The following is a 22,739-nucleotide window of genomic DNA, read 5'->3' on the forward strand; positions in this document are numbered from 1 at the left end:
AACTGTTATATAAATAACCACTTACGGTAACGTCTTACAAAAGATAATGCTTTGAATAAGCCTTTTTGTATTTTTACCGTTTCAGCTAAGTTATGGAGAATAAACAAATAGCCCGCACGTTTCGCTTGTTGTCGCAGTTGATGGAGTTGCATGAGGTAAATGCCTTCAAAACAAAGTCGATAGCCAATGCTGCTTTTAAGATAGACAAGTTGCCTTTCCCGGCTGCCGGTAAAACGCAGGATGAACTGGAGAAAGTTGAAGGCATAGGTAAAAGCACGGCTGCAAAGATCATCGAGCTATTACAAACCGGCGCCATAGCCGAGCTGGAAGAAATGAAAGCCCAAACGCCCGAGGGCATTGTAGAGATGATGGGTATCAAAGGCATAGGCCCAAAGAAAATCGCTATCATCTGGAAAGAACTCGGCATTGAGAACATTGGCGAACTATACTATGCCTGTAACGAGAACCGCCTGATTGAGGCAAAAGGTTTTGGCTTAAAAACCCAGGAAGAGATAAAAAAGGTTATCGAGTTCAGGATGGCGGGCAACGGCAAATTCTTGTTTGCACAGGTTGAGCCCGAAGCAAAAGAACTGATGGAAGAGATACGTGGTATTTTCCCGGATGCACTTAAACATTTCGCGGGCGAGTTTCGCCGTTTAAATGAAATTATCAGCGAACTGGTCATCATCATCGGTAGTATAGATCAGCAAATTGCATTTAACGCGCTGGTAAATTCATCTATCCTGAAAAACGTGGCGCTTAACGGCAATCACATTTCCGGCGAGTTGCAAAACGGTCTGTTAGTTGATATTATTTGTGTACAACGTGCCCAATACTATAAAGAGTTATTTATAAATACCGGTACCGAAGAGCATGTTGAGGCAGTACTGAGCCGCATCAGCAATGAACTTGATTCGCCGGATAGCGAAGAGATCATCTACGAAAAAGCAAACCTGCAATGGATGCAGCCCGAGTTGCGCGAAGGAACAACTTTTATCCAAAAGGCTAATCATAACGAACTGCCAACGCTTATTACGGTAGCAGATCTGAAAGGGTCTCTGCACAACCACAGTACCTGGAGCGATGGTGTAAACACGCTTGAAGAAATGGCCCTTTACTGTCGCGACGAGATGAAGCTGGAGTATTTGGGTATATCAGACCACAGCAAAAGCGCTTTCTATGCCAAAGGTTTAAGCATCGAACGCGTATTGCAACAACACGAAGAGATAGACCATCTGAACAAAAAGCTGGATGGTTTCCATATATTTAAAGGCATAGAGGCTGACATCTTAAATGATGGCGCTTTAGATTACCCGGATGAGATACTGGCACGGTTTGATTTCATTGTAGCCTCTATCCACTCCAACCTTAAAATGAGCGAGGAAAAAGCTACCGCGAGGTTGATAAAAGCCATCGAAAACCCATATACTACTATTTTGGGCCACCCTACCGGCAGGCTATTGCTAAGCCGTAAGGGGTATGATATCGACCATAAAAAAGTGATTGAAGCTTGTGCAGCAAACAACGTTGTTATCGAAATAAATGCTAACCCGCTGCGTTTAGACCTTGATTGGCGCTGGCACCAATATGCATTGGAGAAAGGCGTAATGCTATCCATTAACCCCGATGCGCACCGTATAAGTGGCTTCCATGATATGAAATACGGAACCATTGTTGCCCGCAAAGGCGGATTAAGCAAAGAACATTGCCTTAATGCACTATCTTTGCAGGATATTAAACAAGTGTTTGCAAACAAAAAGAGCGCGGTAAACGCATAACTGCTCTTTACACCCCGTGTATGTTATCACAAAAAGTACGCAATTTACAGCAATCGGCCGCTAAACCAGGCATCCTGGTAATTGGCGACCTGATGATTGACCATTATATTATAGGCGATGCCAACAGGCTATCGCCCGAGGCACCTGTACCCGTTGTAAACGTAAAAAAGGAATTTATTACGCCTGGTGGCGCAGCAAACGTAGCGCAAAACCTGCTCTCGTTAGGTGCCCGCATAGCATTAGGTGGCGTAACGGGCGATGATGCGGATGCAGGCAAACTTACCGATGTCCTGGAAAGCGAAGGTATTGATACCGGTGCTATCTTTCGCGATGAAAACCGCCCTACTACTATTAAAACTCGTGTTATGGCAGGCAGCCACCAGTTAGTACGGGTAGATAGGGAGACTACCAATCCCCTGTCGCAAGAGTTACAGCACCAGTTTGTTGATAATATTAAAGCGCAAATAGCCGCTGCGGATATCGTTATCCTGTCTGATTACAACAAAGGCTTATTCTCTGCCGATCTTACACAAGAGTTAATAGACACCGCAAATGCAGCGGGCAAAAAGGTAATAGTTGACCCCAAAGGCCTCAACTATGCCAAATATAAAGGTGCTTACATCATAAAGCCAAACCGCAAGGAACTGGCCGAGGCTGCAAAGACCGAACGCATTACCAATATTGAAGAGCTGCAGCAAGCTGCACGCGTTATACTGCAACAAACCGAAGCCGAATACGTTGTGGTAACATTATCTGAGCAAGGCATGGCCATCATCAGCGAATTGACATACAAGCTGTTACCGGTAAAAGCAACCTCGGTATTTGATGTTACCGGTGCCGGCGATACAGTGATTGCTACCATGGCTTACTTTATGGCCCAGGGCCTTAATGTTGAGGAAGCCTGCGAACTGGCCAACCACGCCGCAGCTATAGTGATACGCCAGGCAGGCAGCGCCGTTACTACGGTAGATGAAATATTGCAGGATATAGAAAACAGGTAATAATGTCAAAGCATTGAGGCAATGACTCAATGCCCCAATGCCCTAATGCCCTAATGACAACGAAGAAATGGTTATAGAAGAACTATACGAACACCAGCAAACCATACAAAAGGTAATTGAGACCCTTACAGGTGATATTGAGTATGCCTGCAAAATGATAACCGATTGCATACAGGCCGGCAATAAAGTGCTGGTGGCAGGTAACGGCGGCAGCGCTGCCGATGCGCAACATATTGCTGCCGAATTAAGCGGCCGTTTTGTAAAAGAGCGCCGTGCTTTACCGGGTATTGCTTTAACGGTTGATACCTCGGCGCTTACCGCCATAGCAAACGACTATGGTTACGAGCATGTTTTCTCGCGCCAGGTTGAGGCCCTTGCCCGCCCCGGCGATCTTTTTATAGGCATTTCAACCAGCGGCAACAGCCAGGGGATACTGAATGCTTTAAAATCAGCTACAGAAATTGGCTGCAAAACATTGGGGTTGAGTGGCCGCGATGGTGGCAAAATGAACGGCATTTGCGATTTGAACATCGTAGTACCATCGCAGGTAACGGCCCGCATACAGGAAATGCATATCCTGATAGGCCATATCCTTTGCAAGGCCGTAGATGATCTTTTTTAAAAATCCCGTAGCTTTAAAACATGCGCCACAACCTCGAACAAACGCTTTTAGATAAGATCACCACCCTGCCCCAACTGCAGCAAACCATTGCTGCCTGGAAAAGCGAAGGGAAAAAAGTAGTGTTCACCAACGGCGTATTTGATCTGTTGCACTTAGGCCATGTTACCTACCTGGCTAAAGCTGCCGATCTTGGAGATAAACTCATTATCGGCTTAAATACCGATGCATCAGTTAAACGCTTGAAAGGCGAAAATCGCCCCGTTAACGACCAAAGCAATCGCGCGGCCATATTAGCTTCATTGTTTTTTGTGGATGCCGTGGTGCTTTTTGAGGATGACACCCCGCGCGATCTGATAGCGCAATTACTGCCCGATGTACTGGTGAAAGGTGCAGATTACACGGTAGATCAGATAGCGGGCGCCAAAGAAGTGCTGGCCAATGGCGGCGAAGTAAAAACCATTACCCTGGTTGATGGCTACTCGTCTACATCCATCATCAACAGGATAAAAGCGCAAACCACCTGATGAAAATACTGGTTATCCGCTTCAGCTCAATGGGGGATATCATATATACCACCCCCGTGGTGCGCTGCCTCAAAAAGCAGCTTCCCTGTGCCGAAGTGCATTTTATAACCAAACCAGCCTTCAAATATATCTACGATAACAACCCTTATCTGGATAAACTACTATTACTAAAACCCAAGCTTTCTGATACTATTGCAGACATAAAGGCCGAGGGCTACGATCATATTATTGATCTGCATAACAACCTGCGTACTACTATCATCAAACTGCGCACGCGTATTCCTTCATCAACTTACAATAAGCAGACTATACTAAAATGGCTGAGCCTAAAGCTCCGCAAAAATCTGGTACCGCCTGTACATCTGGTTGACAGGTACCTGCAAACCGTTAAATTTCTGGGCGTTGCTAATGATGGCGCACCGATTGACTATTATATCAAAAAAGAATATCAGCTTGCTGATCTGCTGCCTGCTACCCATCAAAACAGTTACACTGCCTTTGTGATAGGTGCAACCCATTTCACCAAACGGATGCCTAACCAAAAGATCATTAGTATTTGTAAGGATATAACCGGCCAGGTTGTGCTTTTGGGTGGCGATGATGTAAAAGCAAATGGCGATGAGATAGCATTATCGCTTGGCGAAAAAGTTTATAATGCCTGCGGTAAAACTACATTAGATGAATCGGTTTTTTTGGTTTCACAGGCTAAAAGTATAGCAGGTTTTGATACCGGCCTCACCCATATTGCCGAGGCATTTGACAGGCCGATAGTATCTATCTGGGGTGGCACCGTGCCCGATCTGCTTGGCGTACAACCTTACATGGTAAAGCAATCGCTGGTAGCGGGTATTGACCTTGACTGCCGCCCATGCTCAAAATTTGGGCTGGAAAAATGCCCGCTGGGCCACTTCAAATGCATGTGGGATATCCCCGAGAAACCCATTACTGATTTTATTAACAGCTAAAGCCCTTACCGGAATTTTCTCTACATTTGTGCAAACTAAATCTAAGCACAATGAGAAAATTTTTACTTTCTGTTTGCTGCGCATTCGCAGTATCTTCCGCATTTGCACAAGTTCCTTCATTCGGTATCCGTGGTGGTATAGGCTTTGCAAAATTATCAGCATCAAACGGCAACATTTCTGTATCAACCGGTTCAACTACCACTTTTGCTGCAGGCGTTTTTGCTGATTTTAAAACAGGAAACAATTTTAGCATACAACCTGCGCTAAACTATGTAGGCAAAGGCGGCAACGTGAGCGACGACGGCGCAGAGGTTGATATCAAAACTTACTACTTGCAAGTACCGATAAACGTTGTTTACCATGTTCCGGCTGTATTTGGCCATGTTTATTTTGGCGCAGGCCCTTACGTAGCAATGGGTTTATCAGGTAAGGCAAAAGCATCTGATGGTACAAACAGTGCAAGCGAAGACATCCACTTTGGCAGTGGCGCTGATGAGTTTAAAAAAATTGATGCCGGCCTTAACGGTATTGCCGGGTTTGAATTTAAAAACGGCTTTTTAATTGGCCTTAACTATGATCTGGGCTTAACTGATATCGGTAACGACGGCACCAGCGAAGTATCTACCAAAAACCGTGTATTTGGTGTTTCGATAGGCTTTAAATTCTAAACAACAGATAAGAAACTGTGGTAAAAGCGGGGCTTTGGCCCCGCTTTTGTTATTTTTGAACGTATGAAAAAGCTATTGCTCATTCGCCATGCTAAGGCCACCCACCAACCGGGTTATGTTGATTTTGAACGCCCGCTTACCAACAAGGGCTTTACCCAATGCGAAACCATAACGGCGAGGCTCATCAAAAACCACATAAAACCGCAGCTGCTGGTTGCAAGCCCTGCGTTACGTACGCTGTCAACAGCCAATGTTTTTAGTCAGGAACTTGGTTTGGCACCTGCTACCTTATACCAGGATATTTACGATGCCAGCGAGAGCACATTGCTAAAAGTGATCTATAATCTGCCCGATGAGCATGACTTTATCGCCTTGGTGGGCCACAATCCCGGCATAAGTCAGGTACTGTATGCGCTGAGCAACGAGCCGAAAGAAATGCCCACCTGTGCCATTGCCCTAATCGAATTTGCGGCCGATAGCTGGATGGAACTGCACGAAGGATCGGGCAAACTTACTTTGTTTGACAGCCCTAAAGAGGATTAATTGATAGCATAGGTTTTGCCCGGCAACGAGCGTATAAAGCCCTGCAACTCCATATCCAGCAAGGTCATGGCCAGCTGACTCATGGGCATATTCACCTTTATAGCCAGTTCATCAATAGCCAGCGGCGACTTATTTAACTGTATAATTTCGTAAACAGCACGTTCTTCGACTGATAGATCAATAGGTAAAATCAATTGCTCGGGTCCGCCTTTCACTTCGGTGTTCTTTTCCCAACCCATGCTGTAAGCCAGATCGGCCATGCAGGTAAGCAGGGCTGCTTTATTGTTACGGATCAGGAAGTTACATCCCTCAGAATACTCATCTCCCAACCTACCGGGGAAGGCAAACACATCACGGTTATAGCTATTAGCAATCTCGGCAGTAATTAAAGCGCCGCCTTTTAACCCGGCCTCGATCACGATAGTGGCATCGGCCATGCCTGCAACAATGCGGTTCCGCTCCGGGAAGTTCTGCCTGTCGGCATTGGTTCCCGACGGATATTCGGTAAGCAAACCGCCGTTTTGCAACATCTTATCAGCAGTACCACGGTTTTGATTAGGGTAAAGCCTGTCTAAGCCATGCCCCAACACGCCCACAGTTTGTACATTATTTTTAAGGCATTCTTTATGGGCAGCTACATCAATACCATGCGCAAGGCCACTTGTAACCAATACATTATACTCTGCAAGTTCTTCAATTAATTGCCTGCAAAGTTGCTTACCATAATCTGTAGCATTTCGCGTGCCTACAACACTTATCACTTTAAGAGGATTAAGGTTATAGTTGCCCTTAGCGTACAGTAACACGGGTGCATCGTTACAATTCTTCAGTCGTTTTGGGTAGCGGGCATCTGTATAAAACAAAACATCTATCCCATTATCTTCAACAAACTTCAACTCTTTTTCGGCACGCAGTAATGGTTCGGTAAAATCAAGTTTACCTACTGTGCCTTCGCCTATACCAGGTATTTTAAGGAGTTGAGCCGGATTTGCTTTAAATATGGCTTCGGCACTGCCAAGATGGGCGAGCAGCGTTTTAGCCTTAACATGGCCAATTTCTTTCAAAAAAGTGAGGGCAACCTGGTGTAATAGCGACATAGTTTTAAGTATCCCCAATATAGGTAATACTGTTAAAAATCAGCGCCTCAATAAAAAACTATAAAAATAGTTTGTAAACTATAAAAATAGTTTCTACCTTGGTTAAACTATAAAGATAGTTTGCTATGACACTAAAAGAACTCACCAAGGCCGAAGAGCAGATAATGCAGATACTGTGGCAGTTAAACGAAGGGATTGTAAAGGATATACTGGAGCAAATGCCCGATCCTAAACCGGCCTACAACACCGTATCAACCGTGGTGCGCGTATTAGAGGGTAAAGGATTTATCGATCATAAAGCCTACGGTAACTCACACGTGTACTTCCCCCTCATCAGCGAAGCCGACTACAAAAAGTTCAGCGTTGATAAACTGATGACCAGCTATTTTGATAACTCCTACAAAAGCCTGGTATCGTTCATCGCCGATGAAAATAAGCTGGGCGTAAAAGAGCTGGATGAACTGAGCGCATTGATTGAAAAACTTAAAGCCGAAAAAAAATGAGTTGGCTACATTACCTTATCGAAGCAAATATTTACCTGCTGGTATTTTATTTATGCTACCGTTTGCTGCTTGCAAATAATACACATTATACACTTGGCAGGGTATATCTTATCCTATCGTGCATAATGGCATTCTTTATCCCGTTCACACAGGTAACTATTTTAAAACCAGCAACTGATACGGTTACGCAGGTAGTTACACAAACATCTTATGTACTGCCGGCCAATATCAGGGTTAGTCAACCTACCGATACATCGTTTCGCCTGTCGGCAGATGAGCTTATTCCTTATTTATATATAGGCGGGGCTATGATTGCCGCAGTTATTTTGATAGTGAGACTGGTGCGTTTATTTAGCATCACCCGCTCGGGTACTTCGTTAAAACACGGCAATTATCAGCGTATCGACCTGCCTCATAGCCAAACTGCCTTCTCGTTCTTTAACTATTTGTACATAGGTACCGAGTTAAAACAACCCGATACCATTATAGCGCATGAGCTGGTACATATACGCCAGAAACATACGTTGGATATTCTTTTTCTTGAACTGCTGAAGATCATTAACTGGTTTAGCCCGGTGGTTTACCTGGTACAACAGAGTCTAAAAACCGTGCACGAATACATTGCCGATGAGCAAACCGCCGCTCATGAGAGCGATGCCATCGCCTACTCATCTTTCCTGCTCAACAATGCTTATGGCTTGCAGGGCGCATCGGTTACACATTCTTTCTTCAATAACAACCTATTAAAAAGGAGAATAATCATGTTAAACCAACAACGATCAGGTAAGTTAGCAAGGCTAAAATACCTGGCAGCAGTACCGCTTTGCGCGGGGATGTTATGCACATCCACCTTACTGTTTAGTAAAGATTATGGGCTTATTGACTTTGCACCGCAAAAGCAAACTACACCTACCGTGCAAATTGATAGCGGGAAGTATACACTTAAGCTAACCGATTTAAAGAGTGGAATTACTGCCATTGCAGATGACATGGAACTGCGTGATTCAACTGCCGACAAAGCCACTTATTATTCGGTAAAAACTTTTCCTGATGAACCAAAAGAAATAACTATTTCAAATGGCGATCACTTCAGGATTGAAAAAGTTCTGCGCGATTCGGCCCGCTCAGCGTATGAGCAAACACAAAAACTACCGCCACCGCCGCCGCCACCTGCAAGACCTGTATCAATATATAACAAAGATAAAAATGGAAGCGCACTTGTAATTGCCCCTCAATTGCCTACTAAAGCCTTGGCCCCGCCGCCGCCTTACGAAAAGGCGTATGTGGCCTTGTATAAACACATGGCAAAAACCTTGCGCTATCCACAATCGGCCCGCGAAAGTAAAACTGATGGTAATGTTATATTATCATACCGCTTAAATGCCGATCATAAAATAACCGACATAAAAGTGGAAAAAGGCATCGGTAATGGTTGTGACGAAGCAGCTGTAAACGCGCTGAGTTCTTTTAAGGGCACTGTTAATAAGGCCCCCGGCCAATACTACATGGCTACCGTATTTGCACTACAAGGTTATACTAAGAAGTATCAATCAATAGATAATTACAGGTCTAAACCAAATTTTGCCGGTGTGGTTGTAGCCACCGGTTATATGAATGCACCGCCACCGCCACCTGTAGAACCAGGAAAGAACGGTAAAAATATGCCTTTACCGCCACCGCCTGCACCTAAAATGAACAAGAACGTGCCGCCCCCGCCCCCACCGGTAGAGCCCGATAAAACGCCGGGTAAGCTGATGAGTAATGAGCAAAATTTAGCGGTGAGGGACTTATATACCCATCTTAGAAAAACATTAAGATACCCAAAAGCAGCCCGCGATAAAGATGTAGCAGGCCGGGTAATAGTAACTTTTGATGTAAATGATGAGAAGATAAGCAATGTTAAAGTGGTGAGAGGCGTAACCTCACTTGTTGATGATGAGGTGGTAAAAGCACTGAATAATTTCGATAAACCGCTGAATTTGCCGGTGCATAATTATTCGATACCTGTTCTGTTCCATTTAGATAACGGAAAAGAACAAATAGAAAGCCGCGCAAATTTCCCCCTTACACAAAATTATATGCCTCAAAATGGCAAAAGTGCTGCGCTTAATGAAATAGTAGTGGTAGGTTATAAAAACTAACCTTTTACGTAGATAACCTGTTTGGTTTCAAAGAAATCCTCAGTAAAATAATCTTTGAGGTAGAATTGCTGCACGGCTAAACCCGCTTCGGCAATTTCTTGCGTTAGGTCGCCTCCTTTTAAATAGAGTATCCCGTTGGCCAGTTTATTGTTCGATTCTTTTTTGAATTTGCCCTTCACCCATGGGTAAAAATCCTTCAGTTGCGTTACCGCACGCGATACCACAAAATCAAATTTGTCCTTTACTTCCTCGGCACGGGCGTGCGATGCGCGCAGGTTCTTAAGGCCGATAGCTGATGAAACTTCGGTAACTACTTTTATTTTTTTACCAATACTATCCACCAGGTGAAACTGCGTTTCGGGGAACATAATAGCCAGCGGCACACCCGGGAACCCACCACCGGTGCCTACGTCTAAGACGGTTTCGCCGGGCAAAAACTCCATTACTTTGGCTATACCTAAAGAGTGCAGCACATGGCGCTCATAAAGCAGATCAATATCCTTGCGCGATATTACGTTGATCTGGTTGTTCCAAAAGGTATAAAGCTCCTGCAGTTGGCCAAATTGCGCTTGTTGCTCTGCAGTTATATTCGGGAAGTATTTTAACAGGATATCAGATTCCATCCTTTTTATATCGGTTTATAATGTTACCCAACAGGTAGCGCCCTCTAAATAATTGTGCCTTAACAGTTCCCAATGGCAAATCAAGCTGCTGCGAGATCTCTTCGTACGATAACTCATCAAAATAACGCAGGGTAATTAAGTTGCGGTAACGCGGGGGCAAACTTTCAATCAGTAATTTTAGCTCGGCGGTTTGCTGTTTTTTTATGGATGATTCCTCGGGGTTCAGCGTATCGGCCTTAATTTGCAGTGGTTTTTCGTCGCCATCATCATCCATCATACCATGAATAGACTGTGTATTAAGCTTCTTTTTACGGATAAAATCAATACAATTATTGGTAGCCACACGAAATAACCAGGTACTAAAAGCAAATTCGGGCTGGTATTTATCCAACTTCTCAAAGGCCTTCGCAAAGGTTTCCACGGTAAGGTCCATGGCATCTTCCTTATTGTTTACCATTTTAAGCACCATAAAATAGATAGAATCCTTATAGCGCTGCATCAGGTCGGCGTAGGCTTTCTGGTTGCCTTCGCGCGCTTTAACAACAAGGTGAAAGTCGTTTTTTGCGTTCTCGGTGAAGTTTTTATTTATTTCCATCGGGTGGTTTTAATAAAGGTACCAATCAATCCAAACACATTCAGATATATATAATATATCATATCGAAGAACGGCAGCCACCACAGTAGGTCGCCACAGTCAAGCTTGCGGAATATTTTGCGGTAGATAGCAAACTGTAATATCAACCTAAATAAAACAACACCCGCAATTAATAATGGTTCAAACTTTAAAATAATGAACAAAATAAACAAAACATAATACAAAAAGCCGCTTATTGCATCAAAACTTAACATTCGGCGATGACTATTCTTGTACAATTTGCCTACACCCATGTGCCTCTTTTTTTGAATAAACCAACTGCTGAGTGTGCTTTTTGCATCACTATAAGTAAAGGTATCGGGATGAATTTCTATGGTTGTATTTCCCGAATTTCCGTTCTGGTTTACAAACAGGTCATCATCACCGCTCATTACATGCATGTGCGATGCAAAGCCCTTTGCGCCAAAAAACAGGCTTTTTGTGTACGCCAGGTTACGGCCAATGCCCATATAAGGGTCGCCTTTTAGGGCTGATGAAAGGTAGTTAATACCCGTTTTTAAAGTCTCGAAACGAATAAAAGGATTTAAAAAATTGCTTGTTTTCACATAAGGCGAGTAGCCCAAAACAATCTGTGTTGACCCGTTAAAGTTAGCCGCCATGCGGGTTATCCAGTTCAAAGTGGCGGGTTTACAATCGGCATCTGTAAACAAAAAGTGATCGTATCTGGCTGCTTTTATGCCCATGGTAAGGGCAAATTTTTTGCCTGTTTTATTCTTGTAATTCTCTACAACGGTAACAACTTTAAGGCCCGGGAACTCCAGCTGTATCTCGCGAAGCACATCTTCAGTATCGTCAGAAGAACGGTCATTCACCACAATAACTTCGTACTCGGGATAGTTTTGCTGTAATATATAAGGTAGATAGATCTCCAGGTTACGGGCCTCATTGCGGGCGCTTATGATCACAGAAACAGGCACGCCGGGTTGCGGCATCTCTTGCTGTGGGTTGTAGCCTGCAAGTTTACTATGATTACTGATAAGGTAATACAGTTGAAAAATAAAACAGAGCTGAAATAAAACGAATAATGCCTGGTGAACGTAAGCTTCCAATGTGCCTATGAAATAAGCAACAAATTTGTTAAAAAACACTGACAATTACGAGGCCGATTTAGTGTTTATATGGTTTGATTGCTTGATTGTTGTTTAGCGATAAATTATTTTACACAAACGCATAACAATCTAACAATACAGCAATTAAACAATAGCATTCGGCACAATTAAGCCCACACCAATCCAACCGTTTTTTGTAATTTTACCGGGATAAAATGAAATTTACTCTACAAGCACAAGATCCTCTGTCTAAAGCCCGCGCAGGCGAACTCGTTACCGACCACGGCGTTATTCAAACACCTATTTTTATGCCGGTAGGCACAGCCGGAACTGTAAAAGCCGTACATCAGCGCGAGTTAAAAGACGATATACAGGCTCAGATCATATTAGGAAATACTTACCATTTATACTTACGCCCCGGCCTAAACACACTTGAACAAGCCGGCGGGCTGCATAAGTTTAACGGTTGGGATGGCCCTATTTTAACCGATAGCGGCGGTTACCAGGTATATTCTTTAACAGAAGTACGCAAAATAAAAGAGGAAGGTGTTACCTTCCGCTCTCATGTTGACGGCTCAAAACACCTGTTTACGCCCGAGAATGTGATGGATATACAGCGCATTATTGGCGCCGATATCATCATGGCTTTTGACGAGTGTACCCCCTATCCATGCGAGTACAACTACGCCAAACGCTCTATAGAAATGACCCATCGCTGGCTTAAACGTTGCTGCGACAGGTTTGATAGTACCGAACCAAAATATGGTTACAGCCAAACACTTTTCCCAATTGTGCAGGGTTCGGTTTATAAAGATCTGCGGGTACGTTCGGCAGAAGTTATTGCCTCTTTTGAGCGTGAGGGCAACGCTATTGGTGGCCTCAGTGTAGGCGAACCTGCCGAAGAAATGTACGCCATGACAGAGATTGTGTGCGACATATTGCCTAAAGAAAAGCCCCGCTACCTGATGGGTGTAGGCACACCGGTTAACATACTGGAAAACATTGCTTTAGGTATTGATATGTTTGATTGTGTAATGCCTACGCGTAATGCCCGCAACGGCATGTTATTTACCAAGGATGGCATTATCAACATTAAAAACGAGAAGTGGAAGAACGATTTCTCGCCGATAGAAGCAGATAGCGACCTTTTTGCCGATCAGGTTTATACCAAAGCCTACCTGCGCCACCTAATCCATAGCGGCGAAATGCTTGGCGCCCAGATAGCAACGCTCCATAACCTTCATTTTTATCTGTGGCTTGTTACCGAGGCACGCAATAAAATCATTGCCGGGGAGTTTTACGACTGGAAGAACAAAATGGTAACCCGCTTAGGCACAAGATTGTAAATGAAGAGACTACTGCGCAGATATCTCACCGTTATTGACAGGTTTATTATGGGTAAATACCTGGGTACTTTCCTGTTTACCCTGGGCATTTTCCTGGTAATATCCGTAATTTTTGATATCTCAGAACACCTGGATAACTTCCTGGGCAAGAACTCAAACCTGCACGACATCATATTTGAGTACTATGCAGGCTTTATTCCGTTTTACCTGATGTTGCTCTCGCCGCTCATTAACTTCCTGGCGGTGATATACTTCACAGCTAAGATGGCCAACCAAACAGAGATAGTTCCTATACTTACCAGCAGGGCCAGTTTTTACCGCTTTTTAAGGCCTTACGCACTTTCTTCGGCACTCATTTTTGTTGTTTCGCTGTTGTTAAATATCTACGTTATACCTTACACCAATAAGCTTAAAGTTAATTTTGAGAGCAAGAATTTCTTTGCAAATGACGACCAATCAAAGGCCGATGTGCATATACAATTAGACAAACATACCTATGTTTATATGCAATCTTTTGACCCGTCAATGCAAACGGGCTACCAGTTTATGCTGGAAAAATTTGATGGTGACGAGATGAAAGAACGCCTTACTGCTACCAGTATAAAGTATGATTCGTTGAAGAATCACTGGATAATTAACGGCCCTACCCGCCGTATAATAAGCGGATTAAAAGACACATTATTTTCCAGTTATACGCAGATAGATACCGTGCTTGATATGCGCCCGATAGACTTCCAGGCGCACGATAATGTGGTAAGTAATATCTATGGCGCCATGCCATTATCAACCCTTAACGCTGCAATTGTTAAAGAAAAAATACGCAGCACAGGGGCAGTAATTGACATGGAATTTGAAAAATATCGCCGCTTTGTTGAGCCCTTATCCACCTTTGTACTTACGTGTATTGGCGTTGCTATCTCATCAAGAAAGGTGCGCGGCGGGGTTGGTTTACCTCTGGGGATAGGCATTTTTATATGCTTTACCTATATCGTAGTGAACAAATTTGCCCTCGTTTTTTCGGTAAAAGGTGGGTTTGATCCGCTCATTTCCGTGTGTATCCCTAACGCTATTTTTGGTGTTATAGGGTATATTTTGATCGTAAAAGCTCCTAAATAAAATGCCTCAAAAAGCTCAAAATCCCGGCTTTAATAAGAACCTTCTAATCCTTCATTTCACTGTTTTTATCTGGGGATTTACCGGAATTTTGGGGAAATTAATTTCAATATCGGCAGTAAATTTGGTGTGGTACCGGGTTTTAATAGCCAGTATTTCGTTGTTTTTGTATTTCAAATTCAACAAAACTGCGATGAAATTAGACGCAAAAACCACTCTAAAAATGGCACTAACAGGTGCAATAGTTGGTGGGCACTGGATACTTTTCTTTGCTTCTATCAAACTTTCCACTGTCCCGGTAACGCTTGTTTGCCTTTCATCCATCACACTTTTTACGGCGATTTTTGAGCCGCTGATCAATAAAAAGCGAGTTTCTAAATTGGAGATCATTGCGGGTATTTTTATAATCTTAGGCATAACGCTGATTTTTAAATTTGAAACGCAATACACTAAGGGCATCATAGCAGGCCTTGTAAGCGCTATGCTGGCCAGCCTCTTTTCTATTATCAACGGGCGGTTTGTGCAAAAAACTGAGGCGCCGGTAATTGCATTTTATGAATTATCCGGCGCGTTCATCTGGATCACTTTGTACCTTTTAGCCACAGCGGGTGGGACTGTTTTTGTTATCCCAAAAACATCAGATATTGGTTACCTCATCATCCTTGGTACCGTATGTACATCGCTTGCCTACGTTGCCGGGGTATCTGTAATGCGTGAACTTTCGGCGTTCCGGGTGGCGCTTATTACCAACCTTGAGCCGGTATATGGTATCATTATGGCGTTCCTTTTTTTTAATAATACCAGCACCATGAGCGCTGGTTTTTGGGCCGGTGCCGTTATTGTTTTGTCTACCATTTTTCTGTTTCCTGTTGCCCAAAAACAGGTGGCTAAACGCCGTACCAAATAAGCTTCTCTTCTCTTATTTTTCTCAACTATTTACCACTAACCCACTCAGGGTAGGGGCAAAGTGCGCATCACAAAACGAGGCATTTTTAGCCCCTCTGAGCCACTTTCATTTTTTAGCGCACTTTTCCCCGCGCAGAGATTTTGAGCCAAATACAGCCAATTTTTTAAATTTAGTTAGTGTATCAAATATCCAAACCTCATCACTATTGTCACATCCATTCAATCGACATCAATATTTCAACAAATACACTTAATTATAAATAAGATATTAATTATATATAACATTAAAAATCAGATATATATATAATTTAAAAAAAGTTTAAGTTTATATAAATAGCACTTTAAAACCTACAAAAAGCTAAAAATATTAGCACATACAATAATGGATATATTTAAAAGTATTTAATATTTTGTTAATCAGTATATATATGAAGTTTAATTAAACAAATTGTAAGCTATCGATTTGCGACAGTAATTATTGAAGCTAAGTGTATCAAACTATCAAATCAGGAAACTAATAAAATCATGGGGAGTACTGCAGCGCGTATACAAATTGAAATTTTGAGCGAAAATTCCTCAGAATTTTTCGCTCCTGATGAACGCCATCGGCATTAGAAAAAAATGTAAAAATGGAAGACAGTCCATCAGCCCGTCTAAAAAACAACAAGTAACAGATCCACCCTAAAACATGAAGACAAGACTCGAAACATCAGACATAAATCAAGGCTAAAAATCTTTGAGCTATCCAGCTTCTTCTCAGCAAAATCAGCACGTCAAAAAAAAAGCTACTCTCCCCCTACCGTTTTTTGATTAGCGATTAAAAAATGTAAATTGTAGAAAGATTATTCGAGCAGAAATTATGAGCATCAAAAATATCGTGGCACTGGTTATAGTAGTATTGCTAACCGTGATCATTATGCAGAATACAGACAGGGTTTACTTCCACATTTTATTTAGTACGGTGTACACTTCAAAAGTAAAGATGCTTTTGCCGGTGGCCATCCTGGCTTTCATTTTAGGGGTGCTGGTTGCCCGTCCAAAAAACAAGAAGTACAACATTAGCGAGCACTATGATGACATCCACGGGAAAGAAGACCCCAATACACTAAGTGACGAAGACAGGGATTATATTAGTTAGTGGTGAGTGGTGAATAATGAGTGATTAAATTGCAAAAACAGCCGTTTGCTTTAGCTTGGTTGATACCCGGTTGCCTATCGGTTGATACCCCCTTTAGCACTCCCTACCAATCACAACTTATCCATTCACTTATCACACCCCGTAAAAAACCTGGCAGGTCTCTTCCAGGTCGCTCAGGTCGGGGCGGGTCTCAAAGATGCCAAAAACCGACGCACCGGAGCCGCTCATACTGGCGTATAATGCACCGCGCTCATACAAGGTTGCTTTTACGCCACGGATAATGGGATGGTTGTTGAATATGTGTACCTCAAAATCATTCCGTATGTGCTTTTTCCAAGCCGCTACGGGCATATTTACCAGGTCGTATACAGTTTCTTTAACTGGCGTAGATTTTACGCCTCTGTAAGCCTCTGCGGTTGATACATGGGCATCGGGCATTACCAGTACAATGTGGTAGGCCGAGAGGTTGAGTTTTACGGGTTCAAACTCATCGCCCTTTTCAAAAGCAAAAACCGGGCGGTTGCTAATGAAGAAAGCACAATCGGCGCCCAGCACCCGGGCGTAGTCCATCATCTCTTCCTCATCCAGCCCAAGCCCGAATTTCTCGTCCATCAATTTAATGAAGAACGCAGCGTTGGCCGAGCCGCCACCAAGCCCTGCCCCTATCGGTACATTTTTGTGGAGATGAATTTTTACCGGCGGTAGTTTCGGAAAATCTTTTTTGAGCAGGTGATAGCCCTTGATGCAAAGATTGTCTTCTGCCCTGCCGGGGATGTCCAAGCCTGATGATTCGAAACTCAGCTCATCGGCCTCGATCACTTCCAGCACGTCAAAAATTTTAACGGGGTAAAAAACAGTTTCCAGGTTGTGGTAACCATCCAGCCGGCGCTCGGTAATGTTAAGGCCAATGTTTATTTTTGCGTTCGGGAATACGATCATCAGAGATTGATTAACAACGGCGGTATTTATACACATCCGTAGGATACCAAAATTAGATTATTTTTCTTTGTGTAAGAATTGTTCATTGGTTCAATAGTTCAATGGTTCATTAGTAACCTTTACAACTACTCACCCAATCAACCACCCACCCAATCAACTTTATAAAATGAAACAGTACCTCGACTTGATGCGACATGTGATGGAAAACGGAGCGCAGAAACATGACCGCACCGGTACGGGCACCCTTAGCGTGTTTGGTTACCAAATGCGTTTTAATTTGAAAGATGGTTTCCCGATGGTGACCACCAAGAAGCTGCACTTAAAATCAATCATCCATGAGTTGATCTGGTTTTTGAGCGGCGATACCAATATCAAATATTTAAAAGATAACGGCGTGCGTATATGGGACGAGTGGGCCGACGAGAACGGCAACCTTGGCCCGGTGTACGGTTACCAGTGGCGCAGTTGGCCAAAACCCGATGGCGGCCACATTGACCAGATAACCCAGGTGGTGAACACCATCAAGAATAACCCCGACTCGCGCCGCATCATGGTATCGGCCTGGAACGTGGCCGATGTTAACCAGATGGCCCTGCCGCCCTGCCATAGCCTGTTCCAGTTTTATGTGGAGCCCGCTGATGCATCGAAGGGTGAAACCAAAGGCAAGCTATCATGCCAGCTTTACCAACGCAGTGCCGATATATTTTTGGGCGTGCCTTTCAACATTGCATCATACGCACTGCTCACCATGATGATGGCCCAGGTATGTGATCTGGACTACGGCGATTTCATCCACACCTTTGGCGATGCCCACATCTACAACAATCACCTGGAGCAAGCCCAGCTACAACTGAGCCGCGACCCAAGACCGTTGCCAACCATGCGGATAAACCCAGAGGTAAAAGACATCTTCGGATTTAAGTTTGAAGATTTTACTTTGGAGAATTATGACCCGCATCCGCACATTAAGGGAGTAGTTGCGGTATAGTCAATTGTCATCGGACATTAGTCATTAGTACTTTTTGAAGAGAAAATGGCCAACAGGTTAGAAGATTTAGATGTTTATAATTTATCAGCGGACTTTGCAGAGAAGATCTGGACGATTGTCTTAATATGGGATCCCTTTTCTAAAAGCACCATTGGCAAGCAACTGGTCAGATCGGCAGATTCCATCAGCGCTAACATCGCCGAGGGCTTTGGCCGGTATCACTACAAGGAAAACAAGAACTTTTGCTATTTTAGCCGAGGCTCGATCCTTGAAACTAAATCCTGGATCAAGAAGTCGGCAAACAGAAATCTTATCACTACAATTGAATTTGAAAACCTTATAGAACAGTTAGAGCTAATCCACATAAAGCTCAACGCGTACATAAAACATATTGGGAAATTAGCCATCACTAAAACTGATGACTGATGCCCAATCACCAATGACAAATCACCAATGATCATAAGCATAATCGTAGCCATAGCAGAGAACAACGCTATTGGCAAAAACAACCAGTTACTTTGGCACATGCCAAATGATCTTAAACATTTTAAGGAGATCACCTCGGGGCGTACCATTGTCATGGGGCGCAAAACGTTCGACTCGGTAGGTAAGCCGCTGCCAAAGCGCCGCAATATTGTGGTTACCAGGCAGGAAATTGAGATACCGGGTTGCGAGGTAGTAAAATCAATAGACGAGGGTTTGGCACTTTGCGACGGCGAAGATGAAGTATTTATTGGTGGTGGTGCCGAGATCTATCGCCAGGCGATGGACAAGACCGACAGGATCTACCTTACCATCATCCACAAAGTATTTGATGCCGATACATTTTTCCCCGAGATAGACTACTCGCAATGGAACGAAGTGAGCCGCGAACGCCACGAACCGGACGAGAAAAATCCGCTCCCATATTCATTCATCACGCTGGATCGGCGTTAACAAAAACAGTTGATATTTTGTTTCAATTAAAAATTTCATGCTTGTGAAATTTTATTAGATTTGCCGTCTTATTAAAAAGCTTATAAACTAATTCATTACATATTTTAATTCGCAATGCAAGGTAAAGGGGTTATTAAATTTTTCGCCATTCTGCTGGCTGTGGTATGTATATACCAGCTATCATTCACATGGGTGACGCACAAAGTTGAGAGTGATGCGAAAGCGTACGCTAAAGGCGATGCCAACAAAGAGAAGGCGTATTTGGATTCTATTTCTACACAACCGGTGTACCCGGTTTTTGGCCACACTTACCAGTACTGTGTTGACAATACGCTTGCTTTAGGTTTGGACTTAAAGGGCGGTATGAACGTTACTATGCAGATCTCCCTGCGCGAGCTGGTGACTGCATTATCAAACAACAACAAAGAGGTTGCTTTCCAAACTGCGTTAACCAATGCACAGGCAAGAAGCGTTACCGAGCAAAAAGATTATATCACGCTTTTTGTTGACGAGTACCAGAAATTAAACCCAAGCGGTAAACTGGCTACCATCTTTGCTAACAACAATAATCAGGATAAATTAAAGTTCAACTCATCAAACAGCGAAGTTGAAGCTTACCTGAAAGACCAGGCAAATACTGCGGTACAACAATCATACACCGTATTGCATACCCGTATTGACCAATTTGGTGTAACCCAACCAAACATTCAATTACAAAAAAGCACTAACCGTATTTTGATAGAGTTGCCGGGTGTTAAAGATCCTGAGCGTGTTCGCAAACTTTTATCAGGTACTGCAAAGCTTGAGTTTTACCAAACTTTTGATAACAGCGAGATCTATGGCTTGTTGAACAATGTTAACGGCATCCTTGCTGCAAAAAACAAAACAGCTCCAAAAGAAGACACTACTAAAGCTGCAAAAGCAGATACCACTGCTAAAGTTGCGGCTAACGCCAACAAGAAAGATTCTGCTGCATCATTGCTAAGCAAAATCAAAACTGCAGGCGGTAAAGATTCTGCAGGTGTAAACAACAAAGCACAGCTTGCTGCACAAAACCCATTATTTGCGGTATTGTCTCCAATGGTTTACCAGGGGCAAGATGGCGCTCCTCAGTTAGCACCAGGCCCTATTGTGGGTTCTGCCGAGCAAAAAGATACTGCCAAAGTGAACAACTACCTGCGCAGTGCAGATGTTAAAGCAGTATTGCCTCAAAACTTAAGATTGTTCTGGAGTGTAAAACCGGAAAAAGGCACAAAAAGGTTCGACCTGTTTGCTATCAAATTAGCCGGTGCTGAAAACGGCCCGGTATTAACCGGCGATGTGATCAACGATGCACGCAGCGATGTTGACCAAATGAAAGGTGGCTTTGAGGTTACCATGTACATGAACTCGCAAGGTGCCCAGAAATGGAAAAACGTAACGGCAGAGGCTTCTGCAGGTGCTGCTAAAAAAGCAATTGCCATTGTATTGGATGACAATGTTTACTCGGCCCCTAACGTACAAAACGAAATTTCTGGTGGTGTATCATCAATCTCTGGTGGTAACTTCACCCAAGAAGATACTAAAGACTTAGCCAACGTATTAAAAGCCGGCCGTTTACCTGCCCCGGCACGTATCATCGGCGAAGCTGTTGTAGGCCCGTCATTAGGCCAGGAAGCTATCAGCGCCGGTTTAATGTCATGTATCTTAGGTTTGGTGGTTATCCTTATCTTCATGATAGCTTACTACAACCGTGCAGGAACTGTAGCCGTGGTTGCGGTATTGGTTAACGTATTCTTCCTGATGGGTGTATTGGTAAGTATCCGTGCGGTATTAACGCTGCCTGGTATTGCCGGTATCATTTTGATATTGGGTGTGGCAGTAGATGCTAACGTATTGGTTTACGAACGTGTACGTGAAGAACTTGGCCTTGGCAAATCATTACGTATTGCTATTGCCGATGGTTTTAAACACGCATTACCTTCAATCCTTGATGCCAACATCAGTACATTCTTAACAGGTGTTATCCTGTTCATCTTCGGATCGGGCCCTATCCAGGGTTTCGCAACTACGTTGATGATCGGTATCGTAACTACCTTGTTCTGTTCATTACTGATCTCAAGGTTGATCTTTGAATACATGCTTGAAAAAGGCTGGGATATCAAATTCTCTCGCCCTTGGAGCTCGCATACTTTCAAAAACGCAAACTTCGGTTTCGTTAAAAACCGTTTCAAGTTCTACGCATTCTCTGGTATATTCATTGCAGCCGGTTTGGTATCAATGTTTACCCGTGGCTTTAACTACGGTGTTGACTTTGGCGGTGGCCGTACTTACGTAGTTAAATTTGCCCCTGGTGTTACTACCGAGCAAATTCACGATGCGGTAGATGCTACCCTTGGCCGTGGTACTGAGGTTAAAACTTACGGTGCTGATAAAATGAGCATCACTACCAACTACCTTATCAATGATAATGCAGAAAGCGCTGATGCTAAAGTTGAGGCAGCTTTGATAAAAGCTTTAGAGGCTACGCCTGCTACAAAGATCACAGCTGACCAGATACTGAGCCACCAAAAAGTTGAGGCTACTGTAGCTAACGAGGTTAAATCATCAGCTAAGTGGACTATCATCATTGCTATCTTTGTTATCTCGGCTTACATCCTTATCCGTTTCCGCAGATGGCAGTTCAGCTTGGGAGCGATGGTTGCTACCGCGCACGATTCATTGCTGGTACTATCGTTCTTCTCGTTGTTTAAAGATATCCTTCCGTTCTCTTTAGATATCGACCAGGCGTTTATCGCAGCGTTGTTAACCGTTATTGGTTACTCAATTAACGATACCGTGGTAGTATTTGACCGTATCCGCGAGTTCTTGCAACACGAGAAAAATACCGACCAGAAAGAAGTTATCAACCACGCTATTAACAATACATTAAGCCGTACTATTATCACTGCTTTAACCGTGGTATTGATATTGGTAGTATTGTTCATCTTTGGTGGTGACGTTATCCGTGGTTTCTCATTCGCATTATTGATCGGTGTACTATTCGGTACCTACTCGTCGATCTGCGTTGCATCCCCGGTAATTGTCGACTTCGGAGACAAAAAATTGAAATAATATCATTTCAAAATAATTAAAAAGGCCCCGAAGAACATTTGGGGCCTTTTTTGTTTTACAACTATAGCTCAACACTGCTGCGAAGTGTTTTTAAGTCTCTCCGCCGGCTGG

Annotated in this window: 22 protein-coding genes; 17 read left to right on the forward strand and 5 right to left on the reverse strand. The window is 43.4% G+C overall.

Going from position 1 to position 22,739, the window contains the following annotated elements; translation table 11 throughout:
- Positions 1-92: 92 nt before the first annotated feature.
- The 7 genes from D0C36_RS05735 (at position 93) to D0C36_RS05765 (ending at position 6,101) form a co-directional block, all read left to right on the forward strand.
- Positions 93-1,778 (forward strand): DNA polymerase/3'-5' exonuclease PolX, encoded by a 1,686-nt coding sequence (locus D0C36_RS05735; RefSeq protein ID WP_117390584.1) that lies wholly within the window; start codon positions 93-95, stop codon positions 1,776-1,778.
- A gap of 20 nt (positions 1,779-1,798) precedes the next feature.
- On the forward strand, positions 1,799-2,779 hold the full coding sequence (gene rfaE1, locus D0C36_RS05740) for a D-glycero-beta-D-manno-heptose-7-phosphate kinase (RefSeq protein ID WP_117390585.1): 981 nt from the start codon (positions 1,799-1,801) through the stop codon (positions 2,777-2,779).
- Positions 2,780-2,846: 67 nt separating this feature from the next.
- Entirely contained in the window at positions 2,847-3,401 is a 555-nt protein-coding gene (gene gmhA, locus D0C36_RS05745; protein ID WP_117390586.1) for a D-sedoheptulose 7-phosphate isomerase, read from the forward strand.
- A gap of 20 nt (positions 3,402-3,421) precedes the next feature.
- The gene (gene rfaE2 / locus D0C36_RS05750) at positions 3,422-3,925 is read left to right on the forward strand and encodes a D-glycero-beta-D-manno-heptose 1-phosphate adenylyltransferase (RefSeq protein ID WP_117390587.1); all 504 of its coding nucleotides are present in this window, start codon (positions 3,422-3,424) and stop codon (positions 3,923-3,925) included.
- Complete coding sequence (locus D0C36_RS05755; RefSeq protein WP_117390588.1) at positions 3,925-4,890, forward strand: glycosyltransferase family 9 protein; 966 nt, start codon at positions 3,925-3,927, stop codon at positions 4,888-4,890. The genes rfaE2 and D0C36_RS05755 overlap by 1 nt, the downstream gene beginning before the upstream one ends.
- A gap of 50 nt (positions 4,891-4,940) precedes the next feature.
- Positions 4,941-5,558, forward strand: a complete 618-nt coding sequence (locus D0C36_RS05760) for a porin family protein (RefSeq protein WP_117390589.1) — start codon at positions 4,941-4,943, stop codon at positions 5,556-5,558.
- Between the two features lie 63 nt (positions 5,559-5,621).
- Entirely contained in the window at positions 5,622-6,101 is a 480-nt protein-coding gene (locus tag D0C36_RS05765; protein ID WP_117390590.1) for a SixA phosphatase family protein, read from the forward strand.
- Here D0C36_RS05765 and dprA read toward each other — a convergent pair.
- On the reverse strand, positions 6,098-7,198 hold the full coding sequence (gene dprA / locus D0C36_RS05770; protein ID WP_117390591.1) for a DNA-processing protein DprA: 1,101 nt from the start codon (positions 7,196-7,198) through the stop codon (positions 6,098-6,100). The genes D0C36_RS05765 and dprA overlap by 4 nt on opposite strands.
- Positions 7,199-7,323: 125 nt before the next feature.
- On the opposite strand from dprA, the gene D0C36_RS05775 reads away from it, so the two are divergent.
- Together D0C36_RS05775 and D0C36_RS05780 are read left to right on the forward strand one after the other, a co-directional pair.
- Positions 7,324-7,701, forward strand: a complete 378-nt coding sequence (locus D0C36_RS05775; RefSeq protein WP_117390592.1) for a BlaI/MecI/CopY family transcriptional regulator — start codon at positions 7,324-7,326, stop codon at positions 7,699-7,701.
- Positions 7,698-9,842, forward strand: coding sequence for a M56 family metallopeptidase (locus D0C36_RS05780; RefSeq protein WP_117390593.1), 2,145 nt, complete (start codon positions 7,698-7,700; stop codon positions 9,840-9,842). The genes D0C36_RS05775 and D0C36_RS05780 overlap by 4 nt, the downstream gene beginning before the upstream one ends.
- Here D0C36_RS05780 and rsmG read toward each other — a convergent pair.
- From rsmG to D0C36_RS05795, 3 genes are read right to left on the reverse strand one after another with little or no spacing between them, the layout of a single operon-like run.
- Positions 9,839-10,465 carry a 16S rRNA (guanine(527)-N(7))-methyltransferase RsmG gene (gene rsmG / locus D0C36_RS05785; protein ID WP_117390594.1) on the reverse strand — a complete coding sequence of 209 codons (627 nt, stop codon included), beginning with the start codon at positions 10,463-10,465 and terminating at the stop codon, positions 9,839-9,841. The two genes, D0C36_RS05780 and rsmG, sit on opposite strands and share 4 nt — an antisense overlap.
- The gene (locus D0C36_RS05790; RefSeq protein WP_117390595.1) at positions 10,455-11,060 is read right to left on the reverse strand and encodes an RNA polymerase sigma factor; all 606 of its coding nucleotides are present in this window, start codon (positions 11,058-11,060) and stop codon (positions 10,455-10,457) included. Before D0C36_RS05790 ends, rsmG begins: the two co-directional genes overlap by 11 nt.
- Entirely contained in the window at positions 11,051-12,208 is a 1,158-nt protein-coding gene (locus D0C36_RS05795; protein WP_233524419.1) for a glycosyltransferase, read from the reverse strand. Before D0C36_RS05795 ends, D0C36_RS05790 begins: the two co-directional genes overlap by 10 nt.
- A gap of 176 nt (positions 12,209-12,384) precedes the next feature.
- On the opposite strand from D0C36_RS05795, the gene tgt reads away from it, so the two are divergent.
- The 4 genes from tgt to D0C36_RS05815 all read left to right on the forward strand — a co-directional run bounded on the left by tgt (position 12,385) and on the right by D0C36_RS05815 (position 16,672).
- Complete coding sequence (gene tgt / locus D0C36_RS05800) at positions 12,385-13,515, forward strand: tRNA guanosine(34) transglycosylase Tgt (RefSeq protein ID WP_117390596.1); 1,131 nt, start codon at positions 12,385-12,387, stop codon at positions 13,513-13,515.
- Positions 13,516-14,631 carry an LptF/LptG family permease gene (locus D0C36_RS05805; RefSeq protein ID WP_117390597.1) on the forward strand — a complete coding sequence of 372 codons (1,116 nt, stop codon included), beginning with the start codon at positions 13,516-13,518 and terminating at the stop codon, positions 14,629-14,631.
- 1 nt (position 14,632) lies between these two features.
- Positions 14,633-15,535: a DMT family transporter gene (locus D0C36_RS05810; RefSeq protein WP_117390598.1), complete on the forward strand. Its 903-nt coding sequence runs from the start codon at positions 14,633-14,635 to the stop codon at positions 15,533-15,535.
- An 858-nt stretch (positions 15,536-16,393) separates the two neighbouring features.
- Positions 16,394-16,672, forward strand: coding sequence for a hypothetical protein (locus D0C36_RS05815; RefSeq protein ID WP_117390599.1), 279 nt, complete (start codon positions 16,394-16,396; stop codon positions 16,670-16,672).
- 132 nt (positions 16,673-16,804) lie between these two features.
- On the opposite strand, the gene ispE is transcribed toward D0C36_RS05815, so the two are convergent.
- The gene (gene ispE / locus D0C36_RS05820) at positions 16,805-17,611 is read right to left on the reverse strand and encodes a 4-(cytidine 5'-diphospho)-2-C-methyl-D-erythritol kinase (RefSeq protein ID WP_117391385.1); all 807 of its coding nucleotides are present in this window, start codon (positions 17,609-17,611) and stop codon (positions 16,805-16,807) included.
- Positions 17,612-17,777: 166 nt separating this feature from the next.
- Between ispE and D0C36_RS05825 the strand changes: the two genes are divergently transcribed.
- The 4 genes from D0C36_RS05825 to secDF all read left to right on the forward strand — a co-directional run bounded on the left by D0C36_RS05825 (position 17,778) and on the right by secDF (position 22,628).
- Positions 17,778-18,599 (forward strand): thymidylate synthase, encoded by an 822-nt coding sequence (locus D0C36_RS05825; RefSeq protein ID WP_117390600.1) that lies wholly within the window; start codon positions 17,778-17,780, stop codon positions 18,597-18,599.
- Positions 18,600-18,644: 45 nt separating this feature from the next.
- A complete protein-coding gene (locus D0C36_RS05830; protein WP_117390601.1) occupies positions 18,645-19,025 on the forward strand; it encodes a four helix bundle protein in 381 nt (126 codons plus the stop codon).
- Between the two features lie 27 nt (positions 19,026-19,052).
- Complete coding sequence (locus D0C36_RS05835) at positions 19,053-19,535, forward strand: dihydrofolate reductase (RefSeq protein ID WP_117390602.1); 483 nt, start codon at positions 19,053-19,055, stop codon at positions 19,533-19,535.
- Positions 19,536-19,649: 114 nt separating this feature from the next.
- Positions 19,650-22,628 carry a protein translocase subunit SecDF gene (gene secDF, locus D0C36_RS05840; RefSeq protein WP_117390603.1) on the forward strand — a complete coding sequence of 993 codons (2,979 nt, stop codon included), beginning with the start codon at positions 19,650-19,652 and terminating at the stop codon, positions 22,626-22,628.
- Positions 22,629-22,739 lie beyond the last annotated feature (111 nt).

Origin of the sequence: Mucilaginibacter conchicola, assembly GCF_003432115.1 — a bacterium.
Classification (GTDB): domain Bacteria; phylum Bacteroidota; class Bacteroidia; order Sphingobacteriales; family Sphingobacteriaceae; genus Mucilaginibacter; species Mucilaginibacter conchicola.

Coding starts and splice junctions, on each gene's coding strand:
- D0C36_RS05790 (WP_117390595.1), bottom strand. CDS start 11,060: ATGGAAATAAATAAAAACTTCACCGAGAACGCAAAAAACGACTTTCAC.
- D0C36_RS05775 (WP_117390592.1), top strand. CDS start 7,324: ATGACACTAAAAGAACTCACCAAGGCCGAAGAGCAGATAATGCAGATA.
- D0C36_RS05765 (WP_117390590.1), top strand. CDS start 5,622: ATGAAAAAGCTATTGCTCATTCGCCATGCTAAGGCCACCCACCAACCG.
- ispE (WP_117391385.1), bottom strand. CDS start 17,611: ATGATCGTATTCCCGAACGCAAAAATAAACATTGGCCTTAACATTACC.
- D0C36_RS05780 (WP_117390593.1), top strand. CDS start 7,698: ATGAGTTGGCTACATTACCTTATCGAAGCAAATATTTACCTGCTGGTA.
- D0C36_RS05810 (WP_117390598.1), top strand. CDS start 14,633: ATGCCTCAAAAAGCTCAAAATCCCGGCTTTAATAAGAACCTTCTAATC.
- D0C36_RS05760 (WP_117390589.1), top strand. CDS start 4,941: ATGAGAAAATTTTTACTTTCTGTTTGCTGCGCATTCGCAGTATCTTCC.
- D0C36_RS05830 (WP_117390601.1), top strand. CDS start 18,645: ATGGCCAACAGGTTAGAAGATTTAGATGTTTATAATTTATCAGCGGAC.
- rfaE2 (WP_117390587.1), top strand. CDS start 3,422: ATGCGCCACAACCTCGAACAAACGCTTTTAGATAAGATCACCACCCTG.
- rfaE1 (WP_117390585.1), top strand. CDS start 1,799: ATGTTATCACAAAAAGTACGCAATTTACAGCAATCGGCCGCTAAACCA.
- dprA (WP_117390591.1), bottom strand. CDS start 7,198: ATGTCGCTATTACACCAGGTTGCCCTCACTTTTTTGAAAGAAATTGGC.
- D0C36_RS05815 (WP_117390599.1), top strand. CDS start 16,394: ATGAGCATCAAAAATATCGTGGCACTGGTTATAGTAGTATTGCTAACC.
- rsmG (WP_117390594.1), bottom strand. CDS start 10,465: ATGGAATCTGATATCCTGTTAAAATACTTCCCGAATATAACTGCAGAG.
- gmhA (WP_117390586.1), top strand. CDS start 2,847: ATGGTTATAGAAGAACTATACGAACACCAGCAAACCATACAAAAGGTA.
- D0C36_RS05805 (WP_117390597.1), top strand. CDS start 13,516: ATGAAGAGACTACTGCGCAGATATCTCACCGTTATTGACAGGTTTATT.
- secDF (WP_117390603.1), top strand. CDS start 19,650: ATGCAAGGTAAAGGGGTTATTAAATTTTTCGCCATTCTGCTGGCTGTG.
- D0C36_RS05835 (WP_117390602.1), top strand. CDS start 19,053: ATGATCATAAGCATAATCGTAGCCATAGCAGAGAACAACGCTATTGGC.
- D0C36_RS05755 (WP_117390588.1), top strand. CDS start 3,925: ATGAAAATACTGGTTATCCGCTTCAGCTCAATGGGGGATATCATATAT.
- D0C36_RS05825 (WP_117390600.1), top strand. CDS start 17,778: ATGAAACAGTACCTCGACTTGATGCGACATGTGATGGAAAACGGAGCG.
- D0C36_RS05735 (WP_117390584.1), top strand. CDS start 93: ATGGAGAATAAACAAATAGCCCGCACGTTTCGCTTGTTGTCGCAGTTG.
- tgt (WP_117390596.1), top strand. CDS start 12,385: ATGAAATTTACTCTACAAGCACAAGATCCTCTGTCTAAAGCCCGCGCA.